Source organism: Janthinobacterium sp. GW822-FHT07A03 (genome assembly GCF_058798815.1).
The window spans coordinates 279,193-305,649 of record NZ_JBXAKW010000008.1 but is presented as its reverse complement, the minus strand read 5'-3'; the positions used below and the strand labels follow the sequence as shown (position 1 = coordinate 305,649).

At 64.9% G+C, this 26,457-nt stretch carries 22 protein-coding genes; 2 read left to right on the top strand and 20 right to left on the bottom strand.

All coding sequences use genetic code 11. The annotated features are described in order from the left end of the window. The 12 genes from bla to AC1RJW_RS23095 form a co-directional block, all read right to left on the bottom strand. The gene (bla, locus tag AC1RJW_RS23150) at positions 1-942 is read right to left on the bottom strand and encodes a subclass B3 metallo-beta-lactamase (protein ID WP_493047040.1); all 942 of its coding nucleotides are present in this window, start codon (positions 940-942) and stop codon (positions 1-3) included. Between the two features lie 79 nt (positions 943-1,021). Continuing rightward, positions 1,022-2,785, bottom strand: a complete 1,764-nt coding sequence (locus AC1RJW_RS23145) for a M56 family metallopeptidase (RefSeq protein ID WP_493047039.1) — start codon at positions 2,783-2,785, stop codon at positions 1,022-1,024. Beyond that, complete coding sequence (locus AC1RJW_RS23140; RefSeq protein ID WP_493047038.1) at positions 2,782-3,174, bottom strand: BlaI/MecI/CopY family transcriptional regulator; 393 nt, start codon at positions 3,172-3,174, stop codon at positions 2,782-2,784. Before AC1RJW_RS23140 ends, AC1RJW_RS23145 begins: the two co-directional genes overlap by 4 nt. A gap of 61 nt (positions 3,175-3,235) precedes the next feature. Beyond that, positions 3,236-4,714 (bottom strand): hypothetical protein, encoded by a 1,479-nt coding sequence (locus tag AC1RJW_RS23135; RefSeq protein ID WP_493047037.1) that lies wholly within the window; start codon positions 4,712-4,714, stop codon positions 3,236-3,238. A 98-nt stretch (positions 4,715-4,812) separates the two neighbouring features. Beyond that, entirely contained in the window at positions 4,813-6,153 is a 1,341-nt protein-coding gene (locus AC1RJW_RS23130) for a DUF3422 family protein (protein WP_493047036.1), read from the bottom strand. 122 nt (positions 6,154-6,275) lie between these two features. After that, on the bottom strand, positions 6,276-7,484 hold the full coding sequence (locus tag AC1RJW_RS23125; RefSeq protein WP_493047035.1) for a multidrug effflux MFS transporter: 1,209 nt from the start codon (positions 7,482-7,484) through the stop codon (positions 6,276-6,278). Continuing rightward, complete coding sequence (locus AC1RJW_RS23120; protein WP_493047034.1) at positions 7,481-8,143, bottom strand: CerR family C-terminal domain-containing protein; 663 nt, start codon at positions 8,141-8,143, stop codon at positions 7,481-7,483. The genes AC1RJW_RS23125 and AC1RJW_RS23120 overlap by 4 nt, the downstream gene beginning before the upstream one ends. Positions 8,144-8,265: 122 nt before the next feature. Further along, positions 8,266-8,730, bottom strand: a complete 465-nt coding sequence (locus tag AC1RJW_RS23115; RefSeq protein ID WP_493047033.1) for a copper chaperone PCu(A)C — start codon at positions 8,728-8,730, stop codon at positions 8,266-8,268. Between the two features lie 17 nt (positions 8,731-8,747). Then, positions 8,748-9,344, bottom strand: a complete 597-nt coding sequence (locus AC1RJW_RS23110) for an SCO family protein (RefSeq protein WP_493047032.1) — start codon at positions 9,342-9,344, stop codon at positions 8,748-8,750. Between the two features lie 83 nt (positions 9,345-9,427). Then, on the bottom strand, positions 9,428-9,826 hold the full coding sequence (locus AC1RJW_RS23105) for a DUF2946 domain-containing protein (protein WP_493047031.1): 399 nt from the start codon (positions 9,824-9,826) through the stop codon (positions 9,428-9,430). Positions 9,827-9,850: 24 nt separating this feature from the next. Then, a complete protein-coding gene (locus tag AC1RJW_RS23100) occupies positions 9,851-10,444 on the bottom strand; it encodes a helix-turn-helix transcriptional regulator (protein ID WP_070291699.1) in 594 nt (197 codons plus the stop codon). 62 nt (positions 10,445-10,506) lie between these two features. After that, positions 10,507-11,208: a Crp/Fnr family transcriptional regulator gene (locus AC1RJW_RS23095; RefSeq protein ID WP_493047030.1), complete on the bottom strand. Its 702-nt coding sequence runs from the start codon at positions 11,206-11,208 to the stop codon at positions 10,507-10,509. A gap of 114 nt (positions 11,209-11,322) precedes the next feature. On the opposite strand from AC1RJW_RS23095, the gene AC1RJW_RS23090 reads away from it, so the two are divergent. Further along, entirely contained in the window at positions 11,323-12,957 is a 1,635-nt protein-coding gene (locus tag AC1RJW_RS23090) for an acyl-CoA synthetase (protein WP_493047029.1), read from the top strand. Positions 12,958-12,967: 10 nt separating this feature from the next. On the opposite strand, the gene AC1RJW_RS23085 is transcribed toward AC1RJW_RS23090, so the two are convergent. From AC1RJW_RS23085 to AC1RJW_RS23050, 8 genes are all read right to left on the bottom strand, one after another. Next, positions 12,968-14,380, bottom strand: coding sequence for an MFS transporter (locus AC1RJW_RS23085; protein WP_493047028.1), 1,413 nt, complete (start codon positions 14,378-14,380; stop codon positions 12,968-12,970). A gap of 106 nt (positions 14,381-14,486) precedes the next feature. Beyond that, positions 14,487-15,203, bottom strand: a complete 717-nt coding sequence (locus tag AC1RJW_RS23080; protein WP_493047027.1) for a ribonuclease T2 family protein — start codon at positions 15,201-15,203, stop codon at positions 14,487-14,489. 70 nt (positions 15,204-15,273) lie between these two features. Continuing rightward, positions 15,274-16,374, bottom strand: coding sequence for a branched-chain amino acid aminotransferase (locus AC1RJW_RS23075; RefSeq protein WP_493047026.1), 1,101 nt, complete (start codon positions 16,372-16,374; stop codon positions 15,274-15,276). A gap of 118 nt (positions 16,375-16,492) precedes the next feature. Continuing rightward, on the bottom strand, positions 16,493-16,990 hold the full coding sequence (locus tag AC1RJW_RS23070; protein ID WP_493047025.1) for a Fur family transcriptional regulator: 498 nt from the start codon (positions 16,988-16,990) through the stop codon (positions 16,493-16,495). A 131-nt stretch (positions 16,991-17,121) separates the two neighbouring features. Next, positions 17,122-19,473 (bottom strand): TonB-dependent receptor, encoded by a 2,352-nt coding sequence (locus AC1RJW_RS23065; protein ID WP_493047024.1) that lies wholly within the window; start codon positions 19,471-19,473, stop codon positions 17,122-17,124. Positions 19,474-19,564: 91 nt separating this feature from the next. Then, on the bottom strand, positions 19,565-21,970 hold the full coding sequence (locus AC1RJW_RS23060; protein ID WP_493047023.1) for a TonB-dependent siderophore receptor: 2,406 nt from the start codon (positions 21,968-21,970) through the stop codon (positions 19,565-19,567). A gap of 87 nt (positions 21,971-22,057) precedes the next feature. Then, complete coding sequence (locus AC1RJW_RS23055; protein WP_493047022.1) at positions 22,058-23,065, bottom strand: FecR domain-containing protein; 1,008 nt, start codon at positions 23,063-23,065, stop codon at positions 22,058-22,060. Next, complete coding sequence (locus AC1RJW_RS23050; RefSeq protein ID WP_493047021.1) at positions 23,055-23,567, bottom strand: sigma-70 family RNA polymerase sigma factor; 513 nt, start codon at positions 23,565-23,567, stop codon at positions 23,055-23,057. Before AC1RJW_RS23050 ends, AC1RJW_RS23055 begins: the two co-directional genes overlap by 11 nt. A 267-nt stretch (positions 23,568-23,834) precedes the next feature. On the opposite strand from AC1RJW_RS23050, the gene AC1RJW_RS23045 reads away from it, so the two are divergent. Further along, positions 23,835-26,369 (top strand): PepSY domain-containing protein, encoded by a 2,535-nt coding sequence (locus tag AC1RJW_RS23045; RefSeq protein WP_493047020.1) that lies wholly within the window; start codon positions 23,835-23,837, stop codon positions 26,367-26,369. The last annotated feature ends 88 nt before the right edge of the window (positions 26,370-26,457 follow it).

Genomic DNA, 26,457 nt, shown 5'->3' with positions numbered 1-26,457 from the left:
TTAATGCGCGTGCGCCGCGCCCTTGGCGTCCGCAGGCGCCGCCTCGCCCCGTTCCTTCGCCAGGCGCTTGGCCAGCAAGCCGCCCGCTTCCGCCGCATAGGCGCGGCAGGCGTTGGCGTCGATCAGGGGATTGTCCGTGCCGCTGCGCTTCGCGGCCTTGCCCAGCACGTCCGTCGTGCCCGGATGCACGGGGATGATGATGTCGCATGGCAAGGCGGCCACCTTGGCGATGCTCGCTTCGAATGAGGCAGAAATATCGGGCGTGCCGCCCTTGCCCGCGCCTTTGCCCGTATAGCGGAAATCGCCGCTCGCATACGGGTTCAGGCTGTCCGCGTACACCACGTTCAGGCAGCGCTGGCCTTCGCATGAGGTCCAGGTCCACGTCGTGCCGCCCGGCGTGTGGCCCGGCGTCATGTGGGCCGTGAGCACCAGGGGGCCGACCTTGACGGTATCGCCCTCGCCCACCAGGCTGACTTTGCTCACCTTGGCCACATGCACGACGGGATTGGCCTGGTATTGCGGGTCATCCCTGCCATTCGTGCCGCTTTGCAGGCCCAAGGCGCCCGAGGCGCTGGCCATGACGGTGGCGCCGCTCGCCCGCTGCAGCGCGGCAATGCCGCCCGCATGGTCCCAATGGGCGTGCGAATTGAGGATATATTTCACATCCTCGATGCGAAAGCCCAGCGCCTTGATATTGTCGATGATCAAGGGCGCTGATTGCGGCAGCGCGCCGTCGAGCAGGATATGGCCCTGCGGACTCGTCACCAGCACGGCGGACAAGCCCGCCGTGCCCACATACCAGCTATTGCCATAGATATTGAACGGCTTGACGGGCGCATTCCATTCCTTGCAATTGTCGCAATTAACCGGTTTATCCTGCACCGGCGCGGGGGTCTTCGCCTGCACCGTGCCTGCCGCCATGGTCGCAACCGTAGCCAGCATCAACTTCGCCAATAGTGTCATCTTCATCTCCAAAGTGTAAAAAAGATGGGCGCCCGCACTGGCGCGCCCGGGGGGGGTATCAATGCATGCGGCCTGGGCTCCCGGCCAGGGTGTCGCGGATGTGTCCGGCGTCGAGCGAGCGCCGCTGCGCGCCGTCGGCGTCCAGCAGCACCACGGTGACGTGCTTGCCGCCGCTGCGCATGCGCATGGTCAGGCAGCTGCCCGCCTCGTGGCTGCTGCCCGTCTTGGACAATAAAATGTCCCAGCCCTTGCCGCCCACCAGCGGGTTGGTGTTGCGCAGGGTGCGGACCTTGCCATTGACGGCCACGCTGGCCTGCGGGTGGCTGGTGATGCGCGCGATGTCCGGATAGCGCGCGGCCGCCGCCACGATCCTGGCCACCTCGCTGGCCGTCGACGTATTCGCGGGCGAACTGCCGACGGGGTCCGTCAGGTTGGTGCGGCGCAAGCCCAGGTGGCGGATCTTCGCCTGCAAGGCTTGCTGAAAAGCCGCGTTGCCGCCGGGATAAGTGCGCGCCAGCGCGGCGGCGGCGCGGTTTTCGGATGGCAGCAGCGCCAGTTGCAACAGCGCGCCGCGCGACACGGCCACGCCATCGGCCAGCAGGCTGTGGCGCTGCAAGGACGCATCGCCATCGGCGCGCACGATGCGCAGCTGTTCGTCCGGGTCAAGGCCGGCGTCCAGCACCACCATGGCCGTCATCAGCTTGGTGATCGAGGCGATCGGCACGACGGCGTCCGCATCTTTCGCCATCAGCACCTGGCCCGTGCTGTCGTCAAATACCAGCATGTGTTTCGCGCTGACGGGCAAGTCCAGCATGGCGACGGCGGCGGCGGCCAAGGTGGCCCCGCTGACGGCGGGCTTGCCCTGTACCTGCAGCAACAAGGTGGCACAAGCCAGCAGCAAGGCGGGCACGGCAAACTTCCAGCCGGCCGTATCAAGCCCAGGCGCCATCAGGCGTTCGATGCGCGTGAGCAGCGCCCCGCCCCGGGCCGACATCAGCAAGCCGGAATGCTGCGGCGCGGCAGCGTGCAGGGACAAGGCATGCAGCGCCGTGGCCAGCTGCTGCGGGTCTTGCAGCGCCTGCGCAGCCAGGGCGTCGGCCACCTGTTCCCGTTCGGCCCGCATGCGCGCCGACAGCCACCAGACGACGGGGTGAAAGAACAGCAGCGCCTCGGCCACGCTTTGCAGCAGGTTGACCAGGTAATCCCAGCGCCGCACGTGCGCCAGTTCATGCGCCAGCAGCGCTTCGAGCAAGGCGACGGGCATGCCGCTCAGCAAGGCGGCCGGCAGCAGGATGACGGGGCGCCAGAAACCCACCGTGACGGGGCTGGACAATCCCCCATGCAGCTTCAGCGGCACTTTCCGACTGCCGTGCAAGCCCATGCGCAAGGCCAGCGCATCGAGGCGCGCCTGCCAGATGGCCGGGGCAGCGACGGCCTGGCGGCGCAGCTTGCCGACCCACGCCAGGCCCAGGCACAGGCGCAAGCTCATCAGGGCGACACCGGCGCTCCAGGCCAGCACCAGGGCCGGCATCCACGCTTGCAGCGCGGCGCGCCAGGCGGGCGGCGCGGCCACCGGCAGCTGGGCCGGCGACATGCCGGACAGCAGAGACAGCAGATGGATGGCGGGAATACACAGGCACAGCAGCAGCCCCAGCGCGCAGACGGCATAGCGCCAGCGCGCGCTGGCCTGGCGCAGCAGCCGGAGCAGGACTGCGGACACGGCGCCCACGATCAAGCCCTGCCAGACAAAATACAGCAAGACCCAGCCCAGCGCAGGGACCAGCTTGCCCAACTCTATGCCGAGGCGCATGTCCAGGTTCATGGCTGTTTGCCATCCTTGCTGCGCAGGATTTTTTCAATTTCCAGGCGTTCCGCGTCGCTCACGTGCTCGCGCAGCGCCGTCAGCACCAGCGCCTTGCCGGAACCGGAAAACACCTTGCCGATCAAGTCCTTGAGCAAGCTGGTCTGCAGCTTTTCCTGCGCGTCGACGGCCGCATACAGCTGCGGCCGCTGGCTTTCGTCGCGGCTCAGCAAGCCCTTGCCATGCATCAGCTGCAACTGGCGCAGCACGGTGGCGTAACTGGCGTCGGCACGCTCTTCGGCCAGGGCGTCGTACACGGCGCGCGCGTCGGACGGACCGCGCCGCCAGAGGATGCGCAGCAGATCCAGTTCGGCGGCCGTGGGATGGGGAGTGGCGGTATTTTTTAACATGACGCTAGAATACCGATTCTAGAACGCCATGTCTAGAACTTTTTTTCTAGATTATGCCTGACTAAAAATCGCGCAGGCGGTCGAACAAGGCGTACAGCGCCGCCACATCCGGCAGCGGCACCTGCGTCAGCACCTGCTCCAGCGCCACGTAGATTTCATCGCGCTCCACCGTCTCGATGACGCTGGAACGCCGCTCTATCTGGTTGAACACGCCGACGTAGGCGGTGACCATCTCCTGCGCCATGGCTTGCGCCATCCCGGCATCGTTCGCGCCGTCGAGCGTGCGCGCCGTGGCCAGCAGCTTTTTATACGCCTGCGCGGCCTTTTTGGCATATGCCGCCGCAATGTGTTCGCGGCCATCCCAGTCGCGGAACGGGTTATCCAGGTTTTCCGCCAGCCATTCCGGCTTGCGCGGCCGCGTCACGGACAAGTCCAGGCCCAGCGCCGCCGCCTTTCTATAACTGGCCTTGATGGCCTTGGCGGCGTCGGCCGGCAGGCTGGACAAGGCCGGCAACTGCGCCGGCGCGGGGAAGTCGTCGGCACCGTAGCCAAACAGTTCATACGCGGTGAAGGAGCGCAAACGGTCCAGTCTGGCGATGCTGGCCAGGTTCGACGCCAGCCCCGGCTTGCCCCACACGGTCAGGTCCGTCAGCACGGGGAAACGCTGCGCCACGGCGTCGAAATCGACCACCGGCATGGCGCTCAGCGACAGGCGCGCCAGCTGGTCGAGGCCGTGGAATGGCGCCAGGGCGCCGGAACACTGCAGGCGCAGGAAACGCCCCGCATGCGGGTCGTCGATGCGCAGCGCGGCCGACGGCGCGCCATTCAGTATCAGGGTACTCAAACCCTCGTTCAGGCGTAGCGAGCGCAAGCCTGCGGCATGCACGACGAGGCGGCTGACATTGCTGTTGCGCAAGTCGAGTTCGCCCTCCGTCGAGGACTGCCACTGCACTTCGTTGATGATGGGGTTGCCGTTGATGTAGGCGGCCAGCGCCGCGCTGCCGTGGCGCGTTTCGATGGTCGTCAGGCAAGGCAGCTGGTCCAGTTCGGACAGGTCGCTGATCGCCTGCAGGATATCGTCGCCGATGCGGTTCGTCTTCTGGCGCACGGCCTGGCCGCCTATGCGTACTTCCTCGCTCGATGCCGCCTTGAAGCGCCGGCGCCTGGCCGGGTCGACCTGCTCCCAGCGGCGCTGGCGGTACACGCTGTCGCCCATGTGCCAGCCGCCGCTGTAGCTTTTCACTGCCGTATCGACCAGCGGCGCGACATTGGCCACCAGGGTGTAATGGCGCGGCACCTTCGCGCTGGCAAAGCTGTGGTCGTGGCGGCTGTTCCAGAAATAGTAATCGCACACCAGCGGGCGCATCGCCTGCACTGCTGCGGCATCGGGCAAGGCGTCGCCCGTCCAGTCCAGCTGCAAAATGGCGGCCAGCGGGGCGCTGCCGGACGCCGTATCATCGATGGCCGTGACCTGGCAAGCCACATACTGCTGCAGCCTGTGCGAAAACACACTATAGATATCTCCAACCTTGGCAAGCACGCTGATTTCCTTGTAGCAAACAATGAGGCCAGCACGATAGCAAAGATTGGCGGCGCGCGGCGTACGCGCCGCCGGAGCCGCAAAGCTGCTTACACGGCTCAGTCGGCGTGCAGCTTGTGGTGCATGCGGCGCAAGCCCAGCCAGACGGCCGCCGCCACGAACGGCACCAGGGCACCGACGAGGATTTCCGGATTCACGGGCAGCCCCAGCACCTTGGCCGCCTTGCCCGTGTAGCTGAACAGGCCGATCACGTAATACGAGATGGCGGCGACAGACAGACCCTCCACCGCTTGCTGCAGCCGCAGTTGCTGGGCCGCGCGGGCGTTCATCGATTGCAGGATTTGCCGGTTCTGCAATTCCTGCACGATGCCCACGCGCGTGCGCAGCAAGTCATTGGTGTTGGCAATGCGCTGCGCCATCGCTTCCTGGCGGCTGGCCATCGCTTCGCACGTATTCATCGCGGGCGTCAAACGGCGGTCCATGAATTCCTCGACCGTGGGGATGCCCTCGATGCGCACTTCGCGCAGCTCGTCGATGCGCGCTTTCACGAGGCCCATATAGGCTTTCGAGGCGGAAAAACGGTAGCTATTGTCGAGCGACAGCTTTTCAATGCGGGCCGCCAGGCGCGTGATGCGGTCGAGCAAGGCTTGCTCGGAGACGCCCTCGTCGCCGGCTCCCGGGGCGTCGTCCGTATCGACCATGGCGGCGGCCAGGGTCGCCAGTTCGTTCTCGATGGCATTCAACGATGGCGCCGCCTGCATGGCGTAGGGCAAGCCCAACAAGGCCATCATGCGGTAGGTTTCGATTTCCAGCACGCGCTGCACCAGGCGGCCCGACTGCTGCGAGCGCATGCCCGCGTCGCGGATGACGAAACGGCTGAAGCCGTCTGACTGGATGGTGAAATCCGTCCATAATTCGCCGCCCTGCAATACCTTGCTGCCGGCCAGGGTGTTGCCTTCGAACACGCGCGACAAGCCTTGCATGAAGATTTCGGCAGGCTCGGTTGCCTGCTCGAGCACCACGTGCGCGGCCACCATCAGCTTGCCCTTCAAGCCCACCAGCCATTGCTGCGGCAACTGTTCCAGGGGCATGCGCTCGAACGCCTGTTCCAGAGGCAAGGCCTGCCCCGGGTGTTCGGCGAAGGTAAACGTGGCAAATTCCGTGTGGCACTCCCATTTCAGGCGGAAGCGGCCAAAGTCGTAATAAAAATACTTGGCTTCGGCAGCGGGCGGCGTAACGCCGAAATGCGTGCACAGGGCCGCCAGAGTGGCGTGCTGGGCCGCCATATTCGACGCACCGGGTGCCGCGCTGTCATCTTTATACACGGCAAGATGGGTGATCAGCTCGGGGGCGTCGAGCTGCAAAAACGGCCGCGAGTGGATTTCCGCAGCCAGCGGCACGCGCAAGGCGTGGTTCAAACTGGAGTTAATCAAGTGCATGATAGCCAAAGGTAAAGTTGCAAAACTGCTTAGACCCGCGCGCGTGCTGTGCTGCCCGCAGCGGGGGTCTGATTGTCACAGTGTAACAAAGCAGAAAGCATGCCATCCTTTTCCAGGTCGCCTCATGTTGTTTTAACAATTCCAGCCACGCCCTGCCCCGCCCCTTGCCGGCTGCCCAGCCACCAGAATGCGGCGGCCAGCACGACGGCCGAAGCCTGTCCCAGCGCCAGTTTGAATGCGCTGTCGAACAGCAAGGGTGCGACAAAACCGGACACCAGCGCAAACACCAGCATTTGTACGAAATTCTGCAGGGACGCGGCCAGGCCCCGCATCTGCGGGAAGATGTCGAGCGTGGACATGGTCATGCCCGGCAAGGCCAGCGACATGCCGAACGCGTACAGCATCACGGGCACGACGGCGAACGGGATGCTGGCCGCGAACCAGTGGTTGTAAGCAATATTGATGGCCCCCGTGGCCGCCATGGCCAGCAAGCCCCAGCGCACCAGCACGGTGCTTTTCACCACGTGGGCCAGCTTGCCCGACAGCGCCGAGCCCAGCACCAAACCGGCCACCATGGGGATGAACATCCAGCCAAACGCCGTTTCCGGCAGACGCAGCAACTCCAGGATGAAATGCGGGGCCGAGGCGATGTACAGCGCAAAGCCGCCAAAGGCGAAGGCCACGGCCAGCGAACGCAAGAGGAAAGCCCGGTGGCGCAAGGCCAGCCAGTAATTGCGCGCGATGTTGCCTGGATGGAAGGGTTGGCGTTGCTCGACAGCTAAACTTTCCGGCAAGCCTTTCAGACAGGCGAGCGCCAGCAGCACGGTGACGGTAAAGGTGAACACGAACGTCGACTGCCAGCCGTAGGCCACGTGCAGCCAGCCGCCGATGATGGGGGCGATGGCCGGGGCGATGCCGAACACCATCATGATATTGGCCAGCATCTTTTGCGCGGCCGCGCCCGATAAACTGTCGCGCACGATGGCTTGCCCGATGACCCTGCCCGCGCCGGCCGAGGCGCCCTGCATGCCGCGGAAGAACAGCAGCCAGCCAAAGCTGGGGGCGAAGGCGGCGCCGATGGAGCCGACGGCAAAGATCAGCAAGGATGCGAGGATCACGGGACGGCGGCCGAACGAGTCGGACAAGGTACCGTAGAACAAGGTCATGAAGGCATAGGCGGCCAGATAGACGCTCAGGGTCTGCTGCACCAGCACGCTGCTGACGTCGAAATGCGTGCCGATCGCGGGAAACGATGGCAAGAAGGTATCGGTGGCGAACGGGCCCAGCATGGCCAGCCCGGCCAGCACCAGGGTCAGGTTTCTGGTTTTCATGCAAGCTCCTGCGCAGAATGTTGGCGGCGCAAGCCGTCCAGGGCCGCCAGCGAGAAGGCGGCAATATGCCGGGCGATATCGGCGATACCCGCCTCGTCATAGGTGATCTCCGGCACCACCAGTTCATGCACGATGCGCGAACGGGCATAGAACACCACCTGGCCAATCACGCTGAACACGCATTTCTGCACCACCTCAATCGGCATGGCCGGCCCCACCACGCCACGGATCAAGCCCGTAAACAGGGCATGCTGCGGACGCACATTGCGCTCGGCCAGCTTGTGGATGGCCGCCGTCGGCTCGATCAGCTCGCGCGCCACCAGGCGGCTGAACAGCGATGCGTGACCCGAGCGCAGCATGTCGGACACGAGCGCCTCGATGGCCAGGCGCAACTGTTCCACGGGCGGCAACTGCGCCTGCGCGCTGGCGGCAGCCACGTCGGCAGCCGAAGCGCGCGCCAGTTCGCGTGCATGGTCAAAGGCGGCCAGATACAGCTCTTCCTTGCCATGAAAATAGTAATTGACCATCGCCACGTTGACGTGGGCCGCTTCGCAGATCCTGCGCACGGACGCGAGCTTGTAACCGTCGTCGGCAAACAGCTCCACCGCCGCCTGCAGGATGCGCGCGCGCGCCGGTTCGTTTTCTTTCTCTTCCGCCATGCCATTCCCATCAGTTAAACAGCCGTTTAATATTGTGCGGAATTATATCAAACAACCGTTTAACTTTCAGGCGGGCGCAAAAAAGCCCGGCGTACCGGGCTTTTCAAGGAACAGCGGCAGGCTTAGTGTTTCATCGCCGGCATGCTGGTGGCGCCCAGCGGACGGGCCACGGCGGTCACTTCGATGGTTTCGCGGTGCTTGTCCTCGCCTTCCAGCACCAGGGTCAGCGGGATCTTGTCGCCCGCCTTCACTTGGCTTTTCAGGTCCAGCAGCATCACGTGGTAGCCGCCCGGTTTCAGTTCGACGGCTTTGCCGGCTGGCAAGGCGAATTCCTTGACCTGGCGCATGCGCATCATATTGTCCGCCATGCTCATTTCATGGATTTCCGCCACGCCCGCCACGGGCGAGCGCACTTCCAGCAGCCGCATGGCTTTCGGCGCCGTGATCTGCATGAAGGCGCCCGTGGCTTTTTGCTGCGGCACGGTGGCGCGCACCCACGGGTCGGTGATCTGCACGGAAGTCTGGGCAGCGGCGGAGAAGGACAGCACGGTCAGGGCCGTGGCCAGCAGGGTTTTCAGATGGGTCATGATCATTTCCTCGGTAGTTATAAGGTGTATTTCGATTTCATCAGGGTCTTGATGTCCTGCACGCACTCATCGCCCGTGAGCTGGTGCTTCAGGCCCAGGCGCATGCGCCCCTCGGTATCGAGCACGTAGCTGATGGCCGTGTGGTCCATCGTGTACGAACTGCCGCTCGGCACGCGGCGGTAGAAGACCTTGTAGTTGAAGGCCGTCTGCGCCGTGTCCTTCGGGTCCGTGCGCAAGCCGAGGAAGCTGGGGTCGAAGGCGCGCATGTACTCGCCCAGCAACTCGGGCGTATCGCGCTCGGGGTCGATGCTGATGAAGATCACTTGCAGTTTATCGCCATCGGCGCCCAGTTTCTGGCGGATTTCCAGCGCGCGCGACAGGGCTGTCGGACACACGTCCGGGCATTGCGTGAAGCCAAAGAAGACCATCACATACTTGCCCTTGAAGTCGGCCAAGGTGTAGACCTTGCCGTCGGGGCCGCTCAACTTGAAGTCGGGCTTGTAATCGCCGCCCGTCAGGTCGAGGCCGTTGTAATGGGGTTTCGGCGCAGGCTCGCAGGCGGCAAGCGTGAGCAATCCCGCCGTGCCGGCGAGAAGGAAGAGACGACGTTTCATGGTAATTCCGGCCCAATGGGCGTAGTTGATACAAATCAGGAAACAGATGCCATACCGCATGGCGGCAGGCAGAACAGGTGTACTCAGGCCAGGGACGGCGGGCCGCGCGGACTGGCGGCCAGCCACGCGAACGGCGCTTTCGGCGCCTGGTAAAACAATGGCGGATAGTGGTCGTGGCCCGTGATGACGGCCAGCGGCGAGGATGAGGACGGCGGCAAGCCCACGCCGCCCGCATGACTCATGCAGAACGGGCAATGTTCGATGTGGTGCAGCACGGAATCGGTGGTGGATCTGACGGCTGGCGCCAGGTCCGCTTGCGTGTAGACGGCACCGCTGGCCGAGCAGATTTCGACGGTGGCATTGTTCGCGTTCGCATGCCGCGAGGCAAACGCATACGACAGGGACGGCGACAGCGCATTGAGCAGTATCGCCAGGCAGGCGAACCACATATGCCACTGTTTGCGCTTCAATAATGATCCCATGGCCCCGATTATAACGGAGTCTGGCTATCCGGGCGCCTGGCCCCGCAGGAACAGGCTGGGGCGCACACCGGCCACGTCCACGCAGGCGTCGCAAAACGCGGGGATCGAGGCAAAGCCGGAGCCGGCAGCCACTTGGGCCAGGTCGCGCTCGCCGTCTTCCCCATCGGCGCCCGCTTGCGCCGCCGTGTGCAACGCGTGCGCCAAACGCTGTTCGCGCACCAGGCTGAGCAATGCCTCGCCCTCGGCAAACAGGCGGGCACGCGCCTTGTGCGGCGTCACTTGCCACAGGGCCGCCAGGCGCGCCGCCGTCCATTTGCCTTGCGGCGTATCAAAGATGTGCTGCGCCAGCGCCTGGCTCCAGCGCTTGCCGCCGCCGTGGCCGCCATCGGGCTCATCGCCTTCCAGCGCCAAGGTGAACACGGCCGGCTTGCCCCGCCCCGGCATCACGTCGCAGGCAAAGCGCAAGAAGGCGGGCACGACGAAGCTGTCGCCGCTGGCCAGCTTCTTGGTGGCGATTTCATTATGCAAGGTGACAAAACCCTGGCGCACGGTGACGCGCAGCCTGAGCGGAAAGCGCAAGCCCAGCAAGTGCAGAGGATGATCGGAAACGAGGGCCATGCGTCAGGTCAAGGTGGTGAACGAGCCGCCAGCATGCCACACATCGCGCAAGCAGTCTGTCATCACAGCGACGCCACGCCATAACGGCGCAAGCCATCGAGGTCGACGACGCGGATGGACTGATAAGCGATGCTGATCAGCTTGAGTTCGGCCAGATGGCCCAGCGCCTGGTTCACCCGCTGGCGCGAAATGCCCGTCAGCAAGCCGATTTCTTCCTGCGACAGCTCAAGCACGCTGGAGGTGCGCGGGTATAACATGGGGTGGAACAGCTGCGCGATCGCTTGCGCCACCTGCGCATCGACGGCCAGCAGGCGCTGGTTCTGGATGGTGGCGATGAATTGGCCCATGCGCTCGTTCAGCTGGCGGATGACGAAGGCATTGAAGGAGAGGCTCTCGGCCAGCAGCAGATGAAACAGGTCCACCGGCACGAGGATGATGCTTGATGCGCGCACGGCCACCACGTCGTAGCGGCGCAGTTCGCGCTTGAGCACGCTGCCCTCGCCGCACCAGCCGCCGGCCGGCACGCCGGAAAACGTGGCGCCGCGCCCATCGGCATTGTAGACGGCCAGCTTGATCAAGCCCGTGTGCACGCCGATCCAGTGCGCCGACGGTTCGCCGCGCCGGGTAATAACGGCGCCCGCCTCGTAATGCCGGATCACGCTGCCGGCGCGCAGCAAGGCCTGGTGCCGCGCATCGAGGGCCGTGAACCAGTCGTGGCTGTCGAGTTCGGGTACTGCACTGATCACGCTGTCGTTGCTGTCCATTCCACCTTCCAGACCTGTCACTAAGATGACAGTGATTTTATCGCACCGGTGCTATGCTAACCCCTATCAATCCCGAAACAGGGAGCTGCAGAATTTTTTTACTTGGAGACAAGCATGACAGCTGATTTCAACACCGGCCTTGGCAAAAACAGCGCCAACTACGCCGCCCTCACCCCGCTCGACTATATCGCCAGGGCAGCCGCAGTATATGGCAATCGCCTGGCAATTGCACATGGCAGCCTGCGCCAGACCTGGCGCGAGACGTATGCGCGCACGCGCCGCCTGGCCTCCGGCTTGATCAAGCTGGGCGTGGGCACGGGCGATACCGTCGCCGTGATGCTGCCGAACACGCCCGCCATGGTGGAAGCGAGCTTTGGCGTGCCCATGGCGGGCGCCGTCCTCAATGCCCTGAATATCCGCCTCGACCTGGCCTCGCTGACCTTCATGCTGCGCCATGGTCAGGCGAAAGTCTTGCTGGCCGACACGGAATTTGCCGAGCTGGCGCGCCAGATGGCGGCGCAGATTCCCGGCTTGCGCGTGATCCAGGTCAACGACGTGCTGGGTCCGGAAGTGGACGCGTTTTCCGACCTCGACTACGAAGCCTTGCTGGCCAGCGGCGACCCCGATTACGACTGGCAGCCGCCTGCCGATGAGTGGGACGCCATCGCATTGAACTACACGTCCGGCACCACGGGCGACCCGAAAGGCGTCGTCTACCACCACCGCGGCGCGGCATTGAATGCCCTGTCGAACATATTAGAGTGGGACATGCCCAAGCACGCCGTCTACCTGTGGACCTTGCCGATGTTCCACTGCAATGGCTGGTGCTTCCCGTGGACCGTGGCCGCGCGCGCCGGCGTCAATGTGTGCCTGCGCAAGTTCGAGCCGAAGCTCGTGTTCGACCTGATGCGCGAATTGCGCATCACCCACTATTGCGCGGCGCCCATCGTGCATGCGGCGCTGGCCAACGCGCCCGCCAACTGGCGCGACGGCATAGCCTGGACCGTGCGCGGCATGGTGGCCGGCGCGCCGCCGCCGGCGGCCATGGTGGCGAAGATCGAAGCCATGGGCTTCGACTTGATCCATTCGTATGGCTTGACGGAAGTGTACGGCCCCGCCGCCATCTGCGCCGAGCAGGACGAGTGGGCGGCCCTGAGCCAGGAAGAGCGGGCCGTATTGAAATCGCGCCAGGGCGTGCGCTACCACTTGCAAAGCGCCGTGGCCGTGCTGGACCCGGAAACCATGCAGCCCGTGGCGGCCGACGGCGAACAGATCGGCGAGATCATGTTCCGCGGCAACATCTGCATGAAGGGTTACTTAAAAAATGAAAAGGCGACGCAGGAAGCGTTCGCGGGCGGCTGGTTCCACACGGGCGACCTCGGTGTGATGTATCCGGACGGCTACATCAAGCTGAAGGACCGCAGCAAGGACATCATCATTTCCGGCGGTGAAAACATTTCCAGCGTGGAAGTGGAAGATGCGCTGTACCACCACCCGCAAGTGCTGGCGGCCGCCGTCATCGCCCAGCCGGACGAGAAGTGGGGCGAGACGCCGTGCGCCTTCGTCGAACTGCGCGAAGGCGGCACGGTAACGGAAGCGGAATTGATCGCCTTCTGCAAGAACAACCTGGCGGGCTTCAAGGTGCCGAAAGCCATCTATTTCGGCCCCCTGCCCCGCACGTCGACGGGCAAGATCCAGAAGTTCGAATTGCGCAAGCGCATGCAGTCGGACAAGGCCATCGACGTCTGATGCAGGTCACTCAGTCGCGCTTGCCTTGCAGCCACGCCGGCTGCGCCACCGCCAGGCGCGCAAAGCTGGCGATGCTGGCCACGGCGGCAAATCCTGCCGCCAGGCACAACGCATACGTCGTGCCCCGGCTGGCCGAGACCGTGAAGCAATACGCGACCAGCGCCGCGCCCGTCGCCTGGCCGATCAGGCGCGAGGTGGCGACCACGCCGCTGGCGCCGCCTGCCCGCTCGGGCGGCGCGCTGCCCATGATGGCTTTCAGGTTCGGCGCCTGGAAGAAGCCGAAGCCGATGCCGCACAAGGCCATGCGCCAGCCGATGTCGAAAGCGCTCGGATGCGCGGGTATCCACACGAGCGTCAGCAAGCCGCCCGCCAGCGCCGCCAGGCCGATGCCGCCCAGCACGCCCGGCGAAAAACGGTCGCTCAGGCGCCCGGCCACGGGCGCCATCACGGCCACCAGCACGGCCCACGGCGTCATCAAAAAACCCGTTTCCACGGGCGAGCGGCCCAGGGTGACTTCAAAATAGAATGGCAGAGAAACAAACGCCAGTCCCTGCGCGGCAAACGTGCAGATGGCCGTCAGCGACGACAGCAAGAACAGGGGACGGCGGAACAGGTCGATGGGCAGCATCGGCGCCGCATGCCCCGCCTGTCGGCGCAGCAGCAACATAAAAAAGATCGCCACGGCCACCAGTTCCGGCAGCAAGGTCGAGACGGCCGCGTGATGGGCCGCGTCGCCGAACAGCAAGATGAGCAAGCCGAAGGCGCCCACGTTGTACAGCGCCGTGCGCGCATCCAAGGTGTGGCCGGACAGTTTTGTCGCCGGCAGCATGCGGCTGGCGAGGAAAAAACCCGCCACGCCCAGCGGCACGTTGATGGCGAACAGCCACGGCCACGATGCCGTCGCCAGGATCAGCGAGGCGGCCGTGGGCCCGATGGCGAACGCGACGGCCACCACCAGCGCATTGTTGCCGAACGCGCGGCCCAGCAAATGTTTAGGGTACAGGGCGCGCAGCAGCGCCGTATTGACGCTCATCATGGCGCTGGCGCCCACGCCCTGGAACAGGCGCGCCACCACCAGCGAGGGCAAGGACCAGGCCAGCGCGCAGGCGAGCGACGCCAAAGTGAACAGGAACATGCCGGAGATAAACACGCGCCGGTAGCCGGCGATTTCGCCGAGGGCGGAAAACGGCAGCAAGGTCGCCACCATGGCCAGCTGGTACACATTCACGATCCAGACGGAGGCGGCCGGCGTCGTGTTCAGTTCGCTGGCGATGGCCGGCAAGGCCGTGTTGGCGATCGCCGTATCGAGCGAGGCCATGCCCACGCCGATGGCCAGCGCCAGCATGGCCCATAAACGGGCGCCGGGCGGCAAGCCGTCCTCGCCCACGAGGAAAGGCTGCGCCTTGTTTTTCTGCTTCATCATGTTGCCTGTTCGTCTAGCCCGTCCGGGGCGGCCTACGGTGCCGCAGCCAAGACACTAGCATGGATGGACGGACTCTGCCGGGCAGGCCCGCCGATTTCACCCTACATCACTTCTGGCAGTCGATGACCTTGAAATCTTTCGAATAACAGATGCGCAACTCGCCCGAGTGCTTTTCATAGCCGAGCCAGCGGCCCTTCAGCTGCGGGTTGTGCTGCTTCATCCACTGGAACAGCGCGTTTTTCGGCATGGTGCTGTCCGGCAATTTCAAGGCCTGGAACAGTTCGCGTTCCTTCTCGAAATACTGCTTGGCCGTATCGAAATCGCAGGCGCCATGTTTCTCCCATTCACCCTGCAGCAAGGCTTCGCCGGGCTGCATGCACATGTAGGGCAGGATGTCCGATGGCGCCAGCTTCGGCAGATTGCCCTTGCAATAGCGCGGGTGCAGTTCCGTCTTGCGCGGCGGCGTTACGGAAATGTCTTCGCAGGTGCCCGGGTTATTCGACTGTGCCCACAAGCCATGCACGATCCAGCCGAAGTGATTGCTCTCGGCGCACTGGAAGGCGGCCTTTTTCGACACTTCGCCGCGGCGGCGCTGGCTATCGCAAAAGCCTGGCGACCACGACAGTGCCAGCATGAAGTAATCGGTGGGCACGTTGGTGCTTTGCTTGTAGCAGGTGTTTTTCTCGTCCGACGGCTTGACGTCGTAGTCGTAATAGCTGACGTTGCGCGGAATGGCGCAGCTGGCGTCGGCCGCATGGACGGCACCGGCGGACAGGCTGAGGAAAACGGCGGCCAGCGCGGGCAAGACAGAGCGAATTTTCATCGTATTTCCTTCAAGATATAAAAACGCCGGCAACTGGGTGCCGGCGCGGTAGTGAAATTACACCATCAACTTAGCAGACGGTATGCATCCAGCCATGCGTATCCGGTGCCGTGCCATGCTGCAAGCCCAGCAGCGCTTCGCGCAGGGCCAGCGTGACGGCGCCGTTTTCATTGTTGTTGATGGTCATTTCAAAGCCGTTGGCCTTGGCCACGCCCACGGGCGTGATGACTGCGGCCGTGCCGCAGGCGAATACTTCGGTCATGCGGCCCGAGGCGATATCGTCGCGCCATTGCTGGACGGACAATTTACGCTCTTCCGTCGCGTAGCCGAGGTCTTTCGCCATTTCCAGCAGGCTGCGGCGGGTGATGCCTGGCAGCAAGGTGCCCGTCAATTCCGGCGTCACCACGGTGACCTTTTCGCCATCTTTATACACGAAGAACAAATTCATGCCGCCCATTTCTTCGATGTACTCGCGGTGCACGGCGTCGAGCCACACGACCTGGTCGCAACCCTTCTCTTGCGCTTGCGACTGGGCCATCAGGCTGGCCGCGTAGTTGCCCGCGCACTTGGCTTCACCGGTGCCGCCCGGCGCGGCGCGCACGAAGTCTTCGCTGATCCACACGGTGACGGGTTTCACGCCTTTCGGGAAGTAGGCGCCGGCGGGCGAGGCGAACAGCACGAACAGGTATTCTTCCGATGGGCGCACGCCCAGGTAAGGGTCGGTGGCGATCATCAGCGGACGCATGTACAGGCTTTCGCCCGTGTTCTTCGGCACCCAGTTGCGGTCTTGCGCGATCAGCGCGTCGCCCGCTTCCAGGAACAGCTCTACGGGGATGGCCGGCATGGCCAGGCGCGCGGCGCTGCGGTTGAAACGTTCCGCATTTTGTTCCGGACGGAACGTCTTGATGCTGCCATCGGGTTGGGCAAACGCTTTATAGCCTTCGAAGATGGCCTGGCCGTAATGCAGCGACGACGCGGACGGGTCCAGCATCAGCGGGCCGTACGCCTTCAGTTCGCCCTGCTGCCATTTGCCGTCGCGGTAAGGAATCACCACCATGTGGTCGGTGAAGATGCGGCCGAAAGCGGGATTGACCATGCGCGCGGCGCGCTCGGCGTCGGACAAGGGGTGGGCGGATGGGGTGACGACGAGATTCGGTGTGGAAGTGGTCATGGTAGCAGAAGACGAGTCAGGGAGAATAAGGAGATTCCCTATTGTAGCGCCTAATGCGCGCGGCGAGGAGGCGGATGGGCCGGCCCGCATTGTTGCACCGCATCAAAAAATGGTGCCATCAGCCGGCCCGCACCGGTTTGCCCCGCCCTGCCTGCGTTTCCTCGGCGCAATGACTGCAGCGCATCTGCACGGAAATCACGTTCGCGCCGATTTCCATGCCGTGCGCCACCGCTGTCTGGCGCAGCTGCTCCACCAGCGGCGCATCCTGCACCAGCACGCTGCGCTCGCAGACGCGGCACACCAGGTAGCAGCTGTCCGCCGCCACCCGCTCGGGCTTGATCAGGTAGCGCGCCTTGTTACCGCTGGCGCTCGCTTCGCGCTCGCGCAGCAGCAAGCCGGCCAGCTCCATTTCCTTGAGCACGCGGTAAATCGTGCCCAGGCTGACGGCGATGCCGATGTGCTGCAGCTGCTGATAAATGCCTTCCGCATTCATCGCCTGCCGCTGCGTGCCGGCCAGCACCTGCAGGATGCAGATGCGCGCGCTGGTCGGACGCAGGCGCACGGCGCGCAGGCGCTCGAACACGCGGCCATCGCCCTGGTATGAAATGTCTTGCATGGAATTCTCCGCTTCTGCGTTCAGCTCTACTGACATTGCCAATCGAGAACATCAAAAGGGAACCGCGAAATGAAAAAAGCGCCGCTCCCTTGCCGGGAACGGCGCCTTGCGCTACCTCAAACGTGCCACCATCAGAATTTCATGTTGGCCGTCAGGGTCGCGGAGCGGCCTGGCGCCACGCCAGCGTAGTGCGGCGAAGAAACCTTGTCGAAGTACAGCTTGTTCGTCAGGTTCTGGATGTTCAGCTGCAGGGTCACGTTGCGGCTGACGACATAGCTGGCCATGGCGTCGAAGCGCGTGTAGGCCGGAGCGTACTTGTTGTTGGCCACGTTGGCGTAGACCTTGTCGACGTAGTTCACGCCGCCGCCCACCGTGATGGCAGGCGTGACCAGGTAGGACGTCCACAGCGAGGCGCTGTTTTTCGGCGTGGTGGGGAACTGGTTGCCGTTGTACGGCGACGGCGCGTATTGCGTCACGCCATTGATGACGCCATTCGTCACGTAGCCATTGTTTTCCACGATGGCGTTCAAATGCGTATAACCGCCGAAGACCGACCATTCGCGGGTGATATTGCCGCTCACGCCCAGTTCGATACCCTTGACTTGCTTGTCGCCCACGTTTTGCGTGCTGCCGTCCGGCGCCGTCACGCGTGCATTGCTCATGTCGCTCTGGAAGTAGGCGCCGCTCACGGACAAACGGCCGCCAGGCAGCACTTCCCATTTCGTGCCCAGCTCGAAGCTCTTGCTCTCCTGCGGCTTGAGGTTCTGGATGGCGACCGACAGGCCGTCGATGCCGTCGCCGCCGTCATTGCCCGGTGGCGTGGACGACGTGCCGTAGGAAACATACACACTGCTGTTGGTCGATGGCTTGTAGACCAGGCCCGCCTGGTAGCTGGCGAACGTGGCATGCACATTGGCGCTGGTGGCGGCCGTGGTCTTGCCGTCGAGCGTGTATTGCGGCGTGTTCAGCGAACTCTTGTAGTCATCCCAGCGGATGCCCACGTTGAGCAGCCATTGCGGCGTGAACTCGATGGTGTCGAAACCGTACACGGAACGCGTGTTGGTAACGATATTCGTGCGGGCTGGCGACACGGAGCGCGTGTAGACCCACGGGTCGTTGGCGTTCGGATTGAGCAAGGGTGCGCAGTTGTACAGGGTGGCCACGCCAGAGGTCGGGCAGCTGGAGCCGACTTTTTCCAGCGGATTGTTCGTCCCCGGGCTGAACAGGTAGGAGCTGCGGTCCGTTTCTTCGCGGCTGATTTCCAGGCCCAGCGTGTACGTGTGCTTGACGCCGCCCGCCAGCCATTCGCCGCCCAGGCTGGTGGCGTTGGCCAGCGCGTCCGTATCGGTGGTGCGCGTGTTGGCGCGGCGCCAGACGGTGCCGTACAGCATGGTATTGCCCTTGGAATCGTCGGGCTGGGTCCACACATAGTCGTTGCTGGTCTTGCCGTAGCGCGTGACATTGCGCAAGATCAACTTGTTGCCGAAGTCGTGGCGCACGTCGATGGTGCCGATATCGCTTTGCGTATCGCGGAAGTCACGGTTCACCAGGCCATAGAAAGTCTCGCGCGGCACGTTGACGGGCGTGCCGTTGCCGTTTTTCGACACATTCGCGCCCGACGAGAACGGGTTATTGAACGGCAAGCCGGTATCGGGCAGCTCGCTCGACTGCATGTGGTAGTAGCTGAGGGTCGCCTGCGTGGCCGACTTCAGGCCGAAGGTGACCGATGGCGCGATGCCCCAGCGGTCGCCATTGATGTAGTCGCGGCCGGCAACGTGGGCGTCGTGCGCCATCACGTTAAGGCGCACGGCCACGTCGTCGCTGATGACGCGGTTCACGTCAGCCGTGGCGCGCCGGTACTTGGCGCTGCCCAGGCCCACGGTGGCGTTGGTGAAATCTTCCGCCTTCGGCGTCTTGCTGATCAGGTTGACGCCGCCGCCTGCGGACGAGCGCCCGCCGTAGGCCGAGTTCGGGCCCTTGACGACTTCGATTTGTTCCAGCGCAAAGATTTCACGCGATTGCGAACCCGTGTCGCGGATGCCGTCGATATACGTATCCGTTTGCGCGTTGTAGCCGCGGATAAACAGGTTGTCGCCCACGGGGTTGCCGCCCTCGCCTGCGCCGATGGTGATGCCCGGCACGGTGCGCAGCGCGTCCGTCAGCGAGACGGCGCCCGTTTGCGAAATGATTTCGGCAGGAATCACGGTGACGGATTTCGGCGTATCGAGCAGGGGCGCCGTCAGCTTGTCGTTGGCCGATTTGACGGGCGCCTGGATCAGGCGCTCAGCCGTGCCGATGACTTTCACTTCCTGCAACTGCTGCGGCTTGTCCGTCGTTTGCGCGTGCAGCGCCAGCGGCATGGCCAGGGTGGCAAACGCGGCCAGGGCCGTGCCATGCATGCGCGGCGTGGAAGTGGTCTGGTGCTTGCGGCTGCGGATGATGGCGGCCGGCTTGGCGGCGCCCGCTGTGTCTTTCGATGTCATCGCTATCTTTCACTCTATCGGATGGTTTAAATATGGCTGGCTACTACCTGCGGCAGTTGGCTGGCTCGTTGATTGCTTGGGTACTGCAAAACTAGAACCGCCACCGCGCCGTCATGCGCAGCGCCCGGGGCGAGCCGGGCGCGATGTTGTCGTTGCTGTGGGCGGAGGCGTAATATTTTTTGTCGAACAGGTTTTCCAGGTTCAACTGCAGCTGGAAATTTCCCTGCGGCTTGAAGTAGACGGCACCATCGACGCGGGCAAAACCGGGCAGCGCCACCGTATTCGACACGGAAGCGAACACGGCGCTGCGGGCAATGATGCCCAGCGCCGCGCCCCAGGCGGGCGAAAAATCGTAGCGGTTCCACAAGGACAGGCTGTGCCGTGGCACATGCGCTACCGTGGCGCCAGCCAATGCCGTGGCCGATTGCGTGGCCGTCAGCAAGGCGCGCTGCCAGGCATAGCCGCCGGCGATGCTCCAGCCGGGTTGGACCTTGCCATTGAGTTCCAGTTCCAGCCCCTCGCTGCGCTGGCCATCGACCAGCATGGCCCGCGTCGTGTCGTTCGGATCGGTGACGGCGACATTGCTCCGCTCAAGCCGGTACAGGGCCGCGCTGGCCGACAGGTCCGGCGTGGCTTCCCACCTGGCACCCAACTCCACGTTGCGGAAACGCTCGGGCGCGAACACGGCGTTGCTGGGCGTCAATGACGCCAGCTGTTCGCCCGCGCGCGGCAGGAACGATTGGCTGACGCTGGCGTACAGCGAAACGGCAGGCATGGGCTGATATATCAGGGCCGCGCGCGGCGACCATGGCGCATCCGTGCGGGCGATGCGCGCGCCGTTGCGGCGGTTGAGAAAATCGACGGCGAAGCGCTCATAGCGCAGGCCGGCGATGGCCAGCCAGTGCGGACTGAAGCGGACTTGATCCTGCACAAACAGGGCGGCCGTGTCGGCCACGCCATGGTTGTCGGCATCCGTGGCGCTGGGGCGGAAGGTCACGGGCAAATCCGTCACGGGGTACGATGTGGGCAGGCTGATGTGGGTGACGTCCGCGCCCGCGGTGGTGAAATAGCCCGTGTTGCGCAGATTGTCCGTCGTCTGGCGGCCCAGCTCGCCGCCCGCCGTCAGGCGGTGCTGCACGCCCCCGGCCGTCACGGTCCATTCCACGTCCGTCTGGCTGAACAGGTTGCGCCGCCGGGTGGCGCTGTTGTACGCCAACACCGTCACGGATTCGCCATCCGCGCTGACGGGGCCGGGAAAGGCATTCTGGTACAGCTTGTCATAATCGGCCAGGCGCGTGCGGTTGCGCAAGACCGCGCCGCTGGCAAAGTCATGTTCGACGGTCACGCCCAGCGCATCGATGTAGGCCCAGGATGGACTGGTGCCGGCGATGCCGAAAAACGTGGACGGGTCCGTCTCGAACGGGCGCCCCCGGTATGAAGGCACGCCCCGGTCCGTCACCCGGTCGTCGCGGAAATGTTCATAGCTGGCCGCCACGCTGGTGCGCGGCGAGAGGCGCCAGGCCACGACGGGATTGACGGCGCTACGGCGCACGTTGACGCCCTGGCGAAAAGAGTCGCTGTTTTCCGCCATGGCATTGATCCGCACGGCCACCTGCGCGCCCGCGACTTGTTGCACATCAAGGGCGGCGCGCCGGTTGCGCCAGGCGCCCAGGCTCAGCGTTGCTTCCTTGTCGTCCGTCCACTGCGGCTGCTTGGTGGCGCGGTTGATCACGCCACCGCCGCCGCCATGGCCAAAGACCAGGGCGTTCGGCCCCTTGATGGCTTCGACCCGCTCGATATTGTAGAAATCGCGATAGTACTGCACGTCGTCGCGCATGCCGTCCAGGTAGAAATCCGAGGTGGAGCTGTTGCCGCGCATCACCATGGTGTCGCGGTTGCCCTCGCCCGCGGCCGTGCCCACGCCCGGCATGTAGCGCATGGCGTCGGCCAGGGTGCGCATGTCCTGGTCACGTATCAGTTCGCTGCTCACCACGCTGACGGCTTGCGGCGTGTCGCGCAAGGCTGTCTCGCTGCGGTTGGCGGCGGACGAGCTGGTCCGGCGGTAGCCAGCGTCGCTGGCGCCCTGTACGGTAACGGGTGCCAGCACCTGCAAACCCTCTCCCTCGCCAGCCAGATCGGCGCGCAAGGGCGCCGGCGCCAGGCGCACGATATAACTACCGTCCGGCAATGACACGGCCACCAGGCCCGTGCCCGTCAGCAATTGCTGCAAGCCCTGGGGAATGGACACGCTGGCATTCAAGCCGCCGCTGCGCTTGCCCTGCGTCAAGCCGCCTTCGGCCGACAGCAAGATCCCCGCCTGCCCGGCGAACTGGCGCAGCGCCTGGCCCAGCGGCGCGGCGGCGATGCGGAAGCTGTGCGGCGCATCGTCCGCCGCCGCTGCCATCGCATACATGGCAGGCACGGCCAGCAGCGCGGCAGCCAGGGACAGCGGCAGCAGGCGGCGGGCAAACGGCAGACGGGACGGGGACAGCGGCACGGCATTCCTTATTGATGTTGAGCATGTACTGTTACCTTGCCAAACAACTTTTCAAAAAGGGAACCACTTTTGAGAAATAATTCTTATTTACTGTTTTGACCGCGCTTCGACCGTCACCCACCAGTCGTGCAGGCGGTGGACTTTCACGGGCAAGGTCGCCTCCAGTGCCGCCAGGATGCGGTCCGTGTCGGCCAGCGGATAGCTGCCCACCAGTCGCAGATGGCCCACTTCGGGCGCGCAGCCCAGGTGGCCGCGCCGGTAGCGCGACAGTTGCGCGAGGAAATCGTCGAGCCGCATCTGCTCGGGCTGCAAGCGGTACTCGATCCAGGCGGCCCCGTTCGGGTCGGCCGCAAACGGTTCGCCGATACTGCCATCGCCGAAGCGCACTTGCTGGCCGGCCGGCACGATACGCGATACGCCACCATCGCGCGGCGCCACTTCCACGCTGCCCTCGTAGACCGCCAGCAAGGTCACCTCGCCCTGCGGCTGCACGCTGAAACGCGTGCCCAGCGCGCGCAGGCGGCCGTGCACGGTGTCGACCACCAGCGGCCGCGCCGGCTGCTGGCGGTCGGGCGCCGAAACGATATGGATTTCGCCGCCATATAAGGTGATGCGGCGCAAGCTGGCGCTGTAATCGATGTCGAGCGAGGTCGCCGTGTTCAGCCACAGCTGCGAGCCGTCGGCCAGCGCCATCTGGCGTATCGTACCGACGGGCGTCTTTTCGGTCGCGTTCAGGCTGGCGATCCAGCTGCGCGTATCGCGCCGCAGCAGCGCGGCGCCGCCCATGCCCGCCGTCAGGCACAGGGCCAGCAAGCCCTTGACGACGGCGCGGCGCCGCGCTTGCCCCTCGCGGGAAGCGGCAGCGTCGAGCGCCTCGCGCGCCGGCGCCGCTGGCAGCTGGCGAAATTCGGCGCTGACGGCTTCCACCCTGCGCCAGGCGGCGCGGTGGGCGGACGAACTGGCATGCCAGCGCTCCCACGCTTGCTGGTCGGCAGGCTCGGCATCTTCCGCGCGCAAGACGGCGAACCATTCGGCCGCTTCCTGCAGGATGGCGTAGTCGGCTGGCGACGGGGCGGGAGTCGGTTCAGGCGGCATCGTCCATGCACAGCATGCATTGCAGCATGGCTTGCGCCATGTATTTTTTCACCATGCGTTCGGAGACCTCCAGCTGGCCGGCGATCTGCGCATACGTCAGGCCGTCGAGCTGCGCCAGCAGGAAGGCCTGGCGCGCGCGCGGCGACAGGGTATCGAGCATGGCGTCGATGCGGCACAGGGCTTCGACCACGAGCGCCCGCTCCTCGGGCGATGGCGCCGTCAATTCGGGATGGCTGGCCAGTGCTGCCAGGAAAGTGCGCTCCAGGGTCAGACGGCGCCAGTGATTCACCAGCAAGCCATTCGCGACCGTGCTCAGGTAGGCGCGCGGTTCGCGCAGGCTGTCGGCCGATTGTGTGGCAAGCATGCGCACGAAGGTGTCCTGCGCCAGGTCGGCCGCGCCATCGCGGCAGCCCAGCTTGCGCCATAGCCAGTTGACCAGCCAGCCATGGTGGCTGGTGTACAGGTCGCTAAAGATATCGAGGGAGGGAGAAATGGTGGACACGGGCAAACAAACAAAGGGGCTGCCAAACTTGCCGGTCAAGTGGGTCAGCACTGCATCATGATCACGAATGAGAATGATTTTCATTTTCACACAATTTCACGGTGATGTAAATTATCAAAGTCATCATCCCCGCCCGGCGTGGGCATTTTGCGCAACAATATCACCGTGCCATCATTTGCGAATGATTCTCGTTTGCGTTACTATGTCAGCCTTCCTTCTTCCCTGCCACGCCTGACGCCCCGCATGGCAGCGCTATTGAAAGCCGCAATGACGACCTCCGCCCTTCCATCCCCCCTGCCGCGCGCCAGCGCCGACGAGACGCCGGACACCCTCCAGCAGCGTCAGCTTGCCGCCCCGCAACAACGGCGCTGGCACTGGAGCTGGAAGCAGCTGTGGTTCCAATTGCACTGGTTTATCGGCATCACGGCCGGCACGGTGCTGGTGATCATCGGCCTGAGCGGCGCCACCCTGGCCTTCAAGGATGAATTGCTCGATGTCATGAACCCGGGCGTGCGCCATGTGCCCGTGGAAACGCGCGCGCCGCTGACGCCGGCCAAGCTGAGCAGCATTGCCGCTAACGAACACGGCCAGCGCGTGGCCTCGATCACCATGTATGCGCAAGCGGGCGCGGCGCCCCGGCTGTTTTTTGCGCCGAAGCATGGCCAGCGGCGCGGTGTATCCATTTATATGCACCCGTACACGGGCGCCACCCAGCCTGCGCTGGCGGGCGCGGAATTTTTCGAGTGGACGGAATCGCTGCACCGCTGGCTGCTGCTGCCCCGCGATCCGGGCCGGCAAGTGGCGGGCGCGCTGGCCCTGTGCCTGCTGGGCCTGGCACTCTCCGGCCTGTACCTGCGCTGGCCCCGCCGCCCGCTGGACTGGCGCACGTGGCTGACCTTCGACCCGGCATTAAAAGGCCGCTCCTTTTTGTGGAATCTGCACGCCGTGGCCGGCACCTGGTGCCTGGTCGTCTACGTGGCGCTGACCCTGACGGGCATTTACTGGAGCTATGACGTAGTGCGCGACAATATCGACGCCTGGGCCGGCAAGCCGCCCCGAACAGCGCAGGCGCCCGCGAAAAAGGGTTCAGCGAAGAAAGATGCGCCTCCCGTCGACATCGGCCTGGCCTGGAGCAGCTTCCAGCAGCACGCCCCCGGCTGGACCCTGGCAACGGTGCGCCTGCCCACGCGCGCCGGCGAAGCAGTACAATTCACGTGGCTGGCCAGCGATGCGCCGCACGAACGGGCGCGCAGCCGCATGAGCATTGCGCCGGCCGATGGCACGCTCACGGAAAACGAGCCGTACAGCCAGCAGGCGCTGGGGCCGCGCCTCGTCAACATCATTTATCCGCTGCACATGGGCACGTATTTTGGCTTGCCCGGCCGCATCATCGTCACCCTGGCAAGCCTGGGCCTGCCCCTGTTTGCCGTCACGGGCTGGATGCTGTACCTGGGCCGCCGCAAGGCCAAGCGGGCCGTGCAGGCGCAGCGCGCGCTGCTGGGCGCAGGCAAGCCCGGCGAGACGAACACGGGTTTGCCCACCCTGGTGGCCTACGCCAGCCAGTCGGGACAGGCCGAACGCCTGGCGCTGGAAAGCGCGCGCGCCCTGCAGCAGGCGGGTGTGGCCGTCGACGTGCAGTCGCTGGAGCAGTTTGATCCAGCGCAATTGCGCCAGTACGAACGGGCACTGATCGTCGCCAGCACCTTCGGCGAAGGCGAGGCGCCGGACGGCACGCGCCGCTTCGCGCGCCTGCTGCAACAAACGGCGGGCGCGCCGCTGGCGGGCCTGGAATTCGGCATGCTGGCCCTCGGCGACCGCCACTACAGCGCCTTCTGCGGCTTCGGCCATGCGCTGGCGCAACAATTGCAAGCGCTGGGCGCCACGCCTTTATTTCCGCTGATCGAAGTGGACAAACATGACCCCGCCGCCCTGGCCGCCTGGTCCACAGCGCTGGCCCGCTGCAGCGGCAGCGCCATCGACGCCATCGGCGTGCAGGAAGAGGCGTCGTACGCCGAATGGCGCCTGGCGCGCCGCGTGCTGCTGAACCCGGGCAGCCTGGGCGGCGAACTGCATGAAATCACCTTGACGGGCCCCGCCGATGCTGCCTGGGAAGCGGGCGCGCTGGCGGAAATCATCGGATGCAACGCGGACGGCAGCGAAGGCGACGCGCAGAGTGCCCGGCATGCGCCGCGCAGCTATTCGCTCGCTTCGCTGCCGTCCGATGGCGAACTGCAATTGCTGGTGCGCCAGGAGCGCCATGCGGGCGAGGAAAACGAGGGCTACGGCCTCTGTTCCGGCTGGCTCACGCGCTTCGCCCCGCTGGGCGCCGGCATCCGTTTGCGCCTGCAAGCCAATCCCGCCTTCGCGCCCGCGCTGGTCGACGTGCCCTGCATTTATATCGGTAACGGTTCCGGCCTGGCCGGCCTGCGGGCCCACCTGCGCGCGCGCCAGCGGGCGGGGCTGGCCCGTAACTGGCTGCTGTTCGGCGAGCGGCAGCAAGCTGTTGACAGCGTCTGCGGCGCAGAGTTGCAAGGCTGGCTCGACGCTGGCCACCTGGAGCGCCTGGACCTGGTCTTTTCGCGCGATGGCAACGATGGCGGCAAACGCGAATACGTGCAGGACCGCCTGCGCGCCAACGCCGGCGAGCTGCGCGGCTGGCTGGCGCAAGGCGCCATCGTCTACGTGTGCGGCAGCCTGCAAGGCATGGCGGCGGGAATCGATGCTGTACTGCAAGAAGTACTGGGCCAGGACGGTCTCGACGCCCTGCTGGCAGCCGGGCGCTACCGCCGCGACGTGTATTGATCTGCATCAACCCGCCCTCCCGCGCCGCTTGGCTATGTGGGCCGCCGCACGGTCAGCGCCAGCCATCGGACTACAGTGGGGACATCGC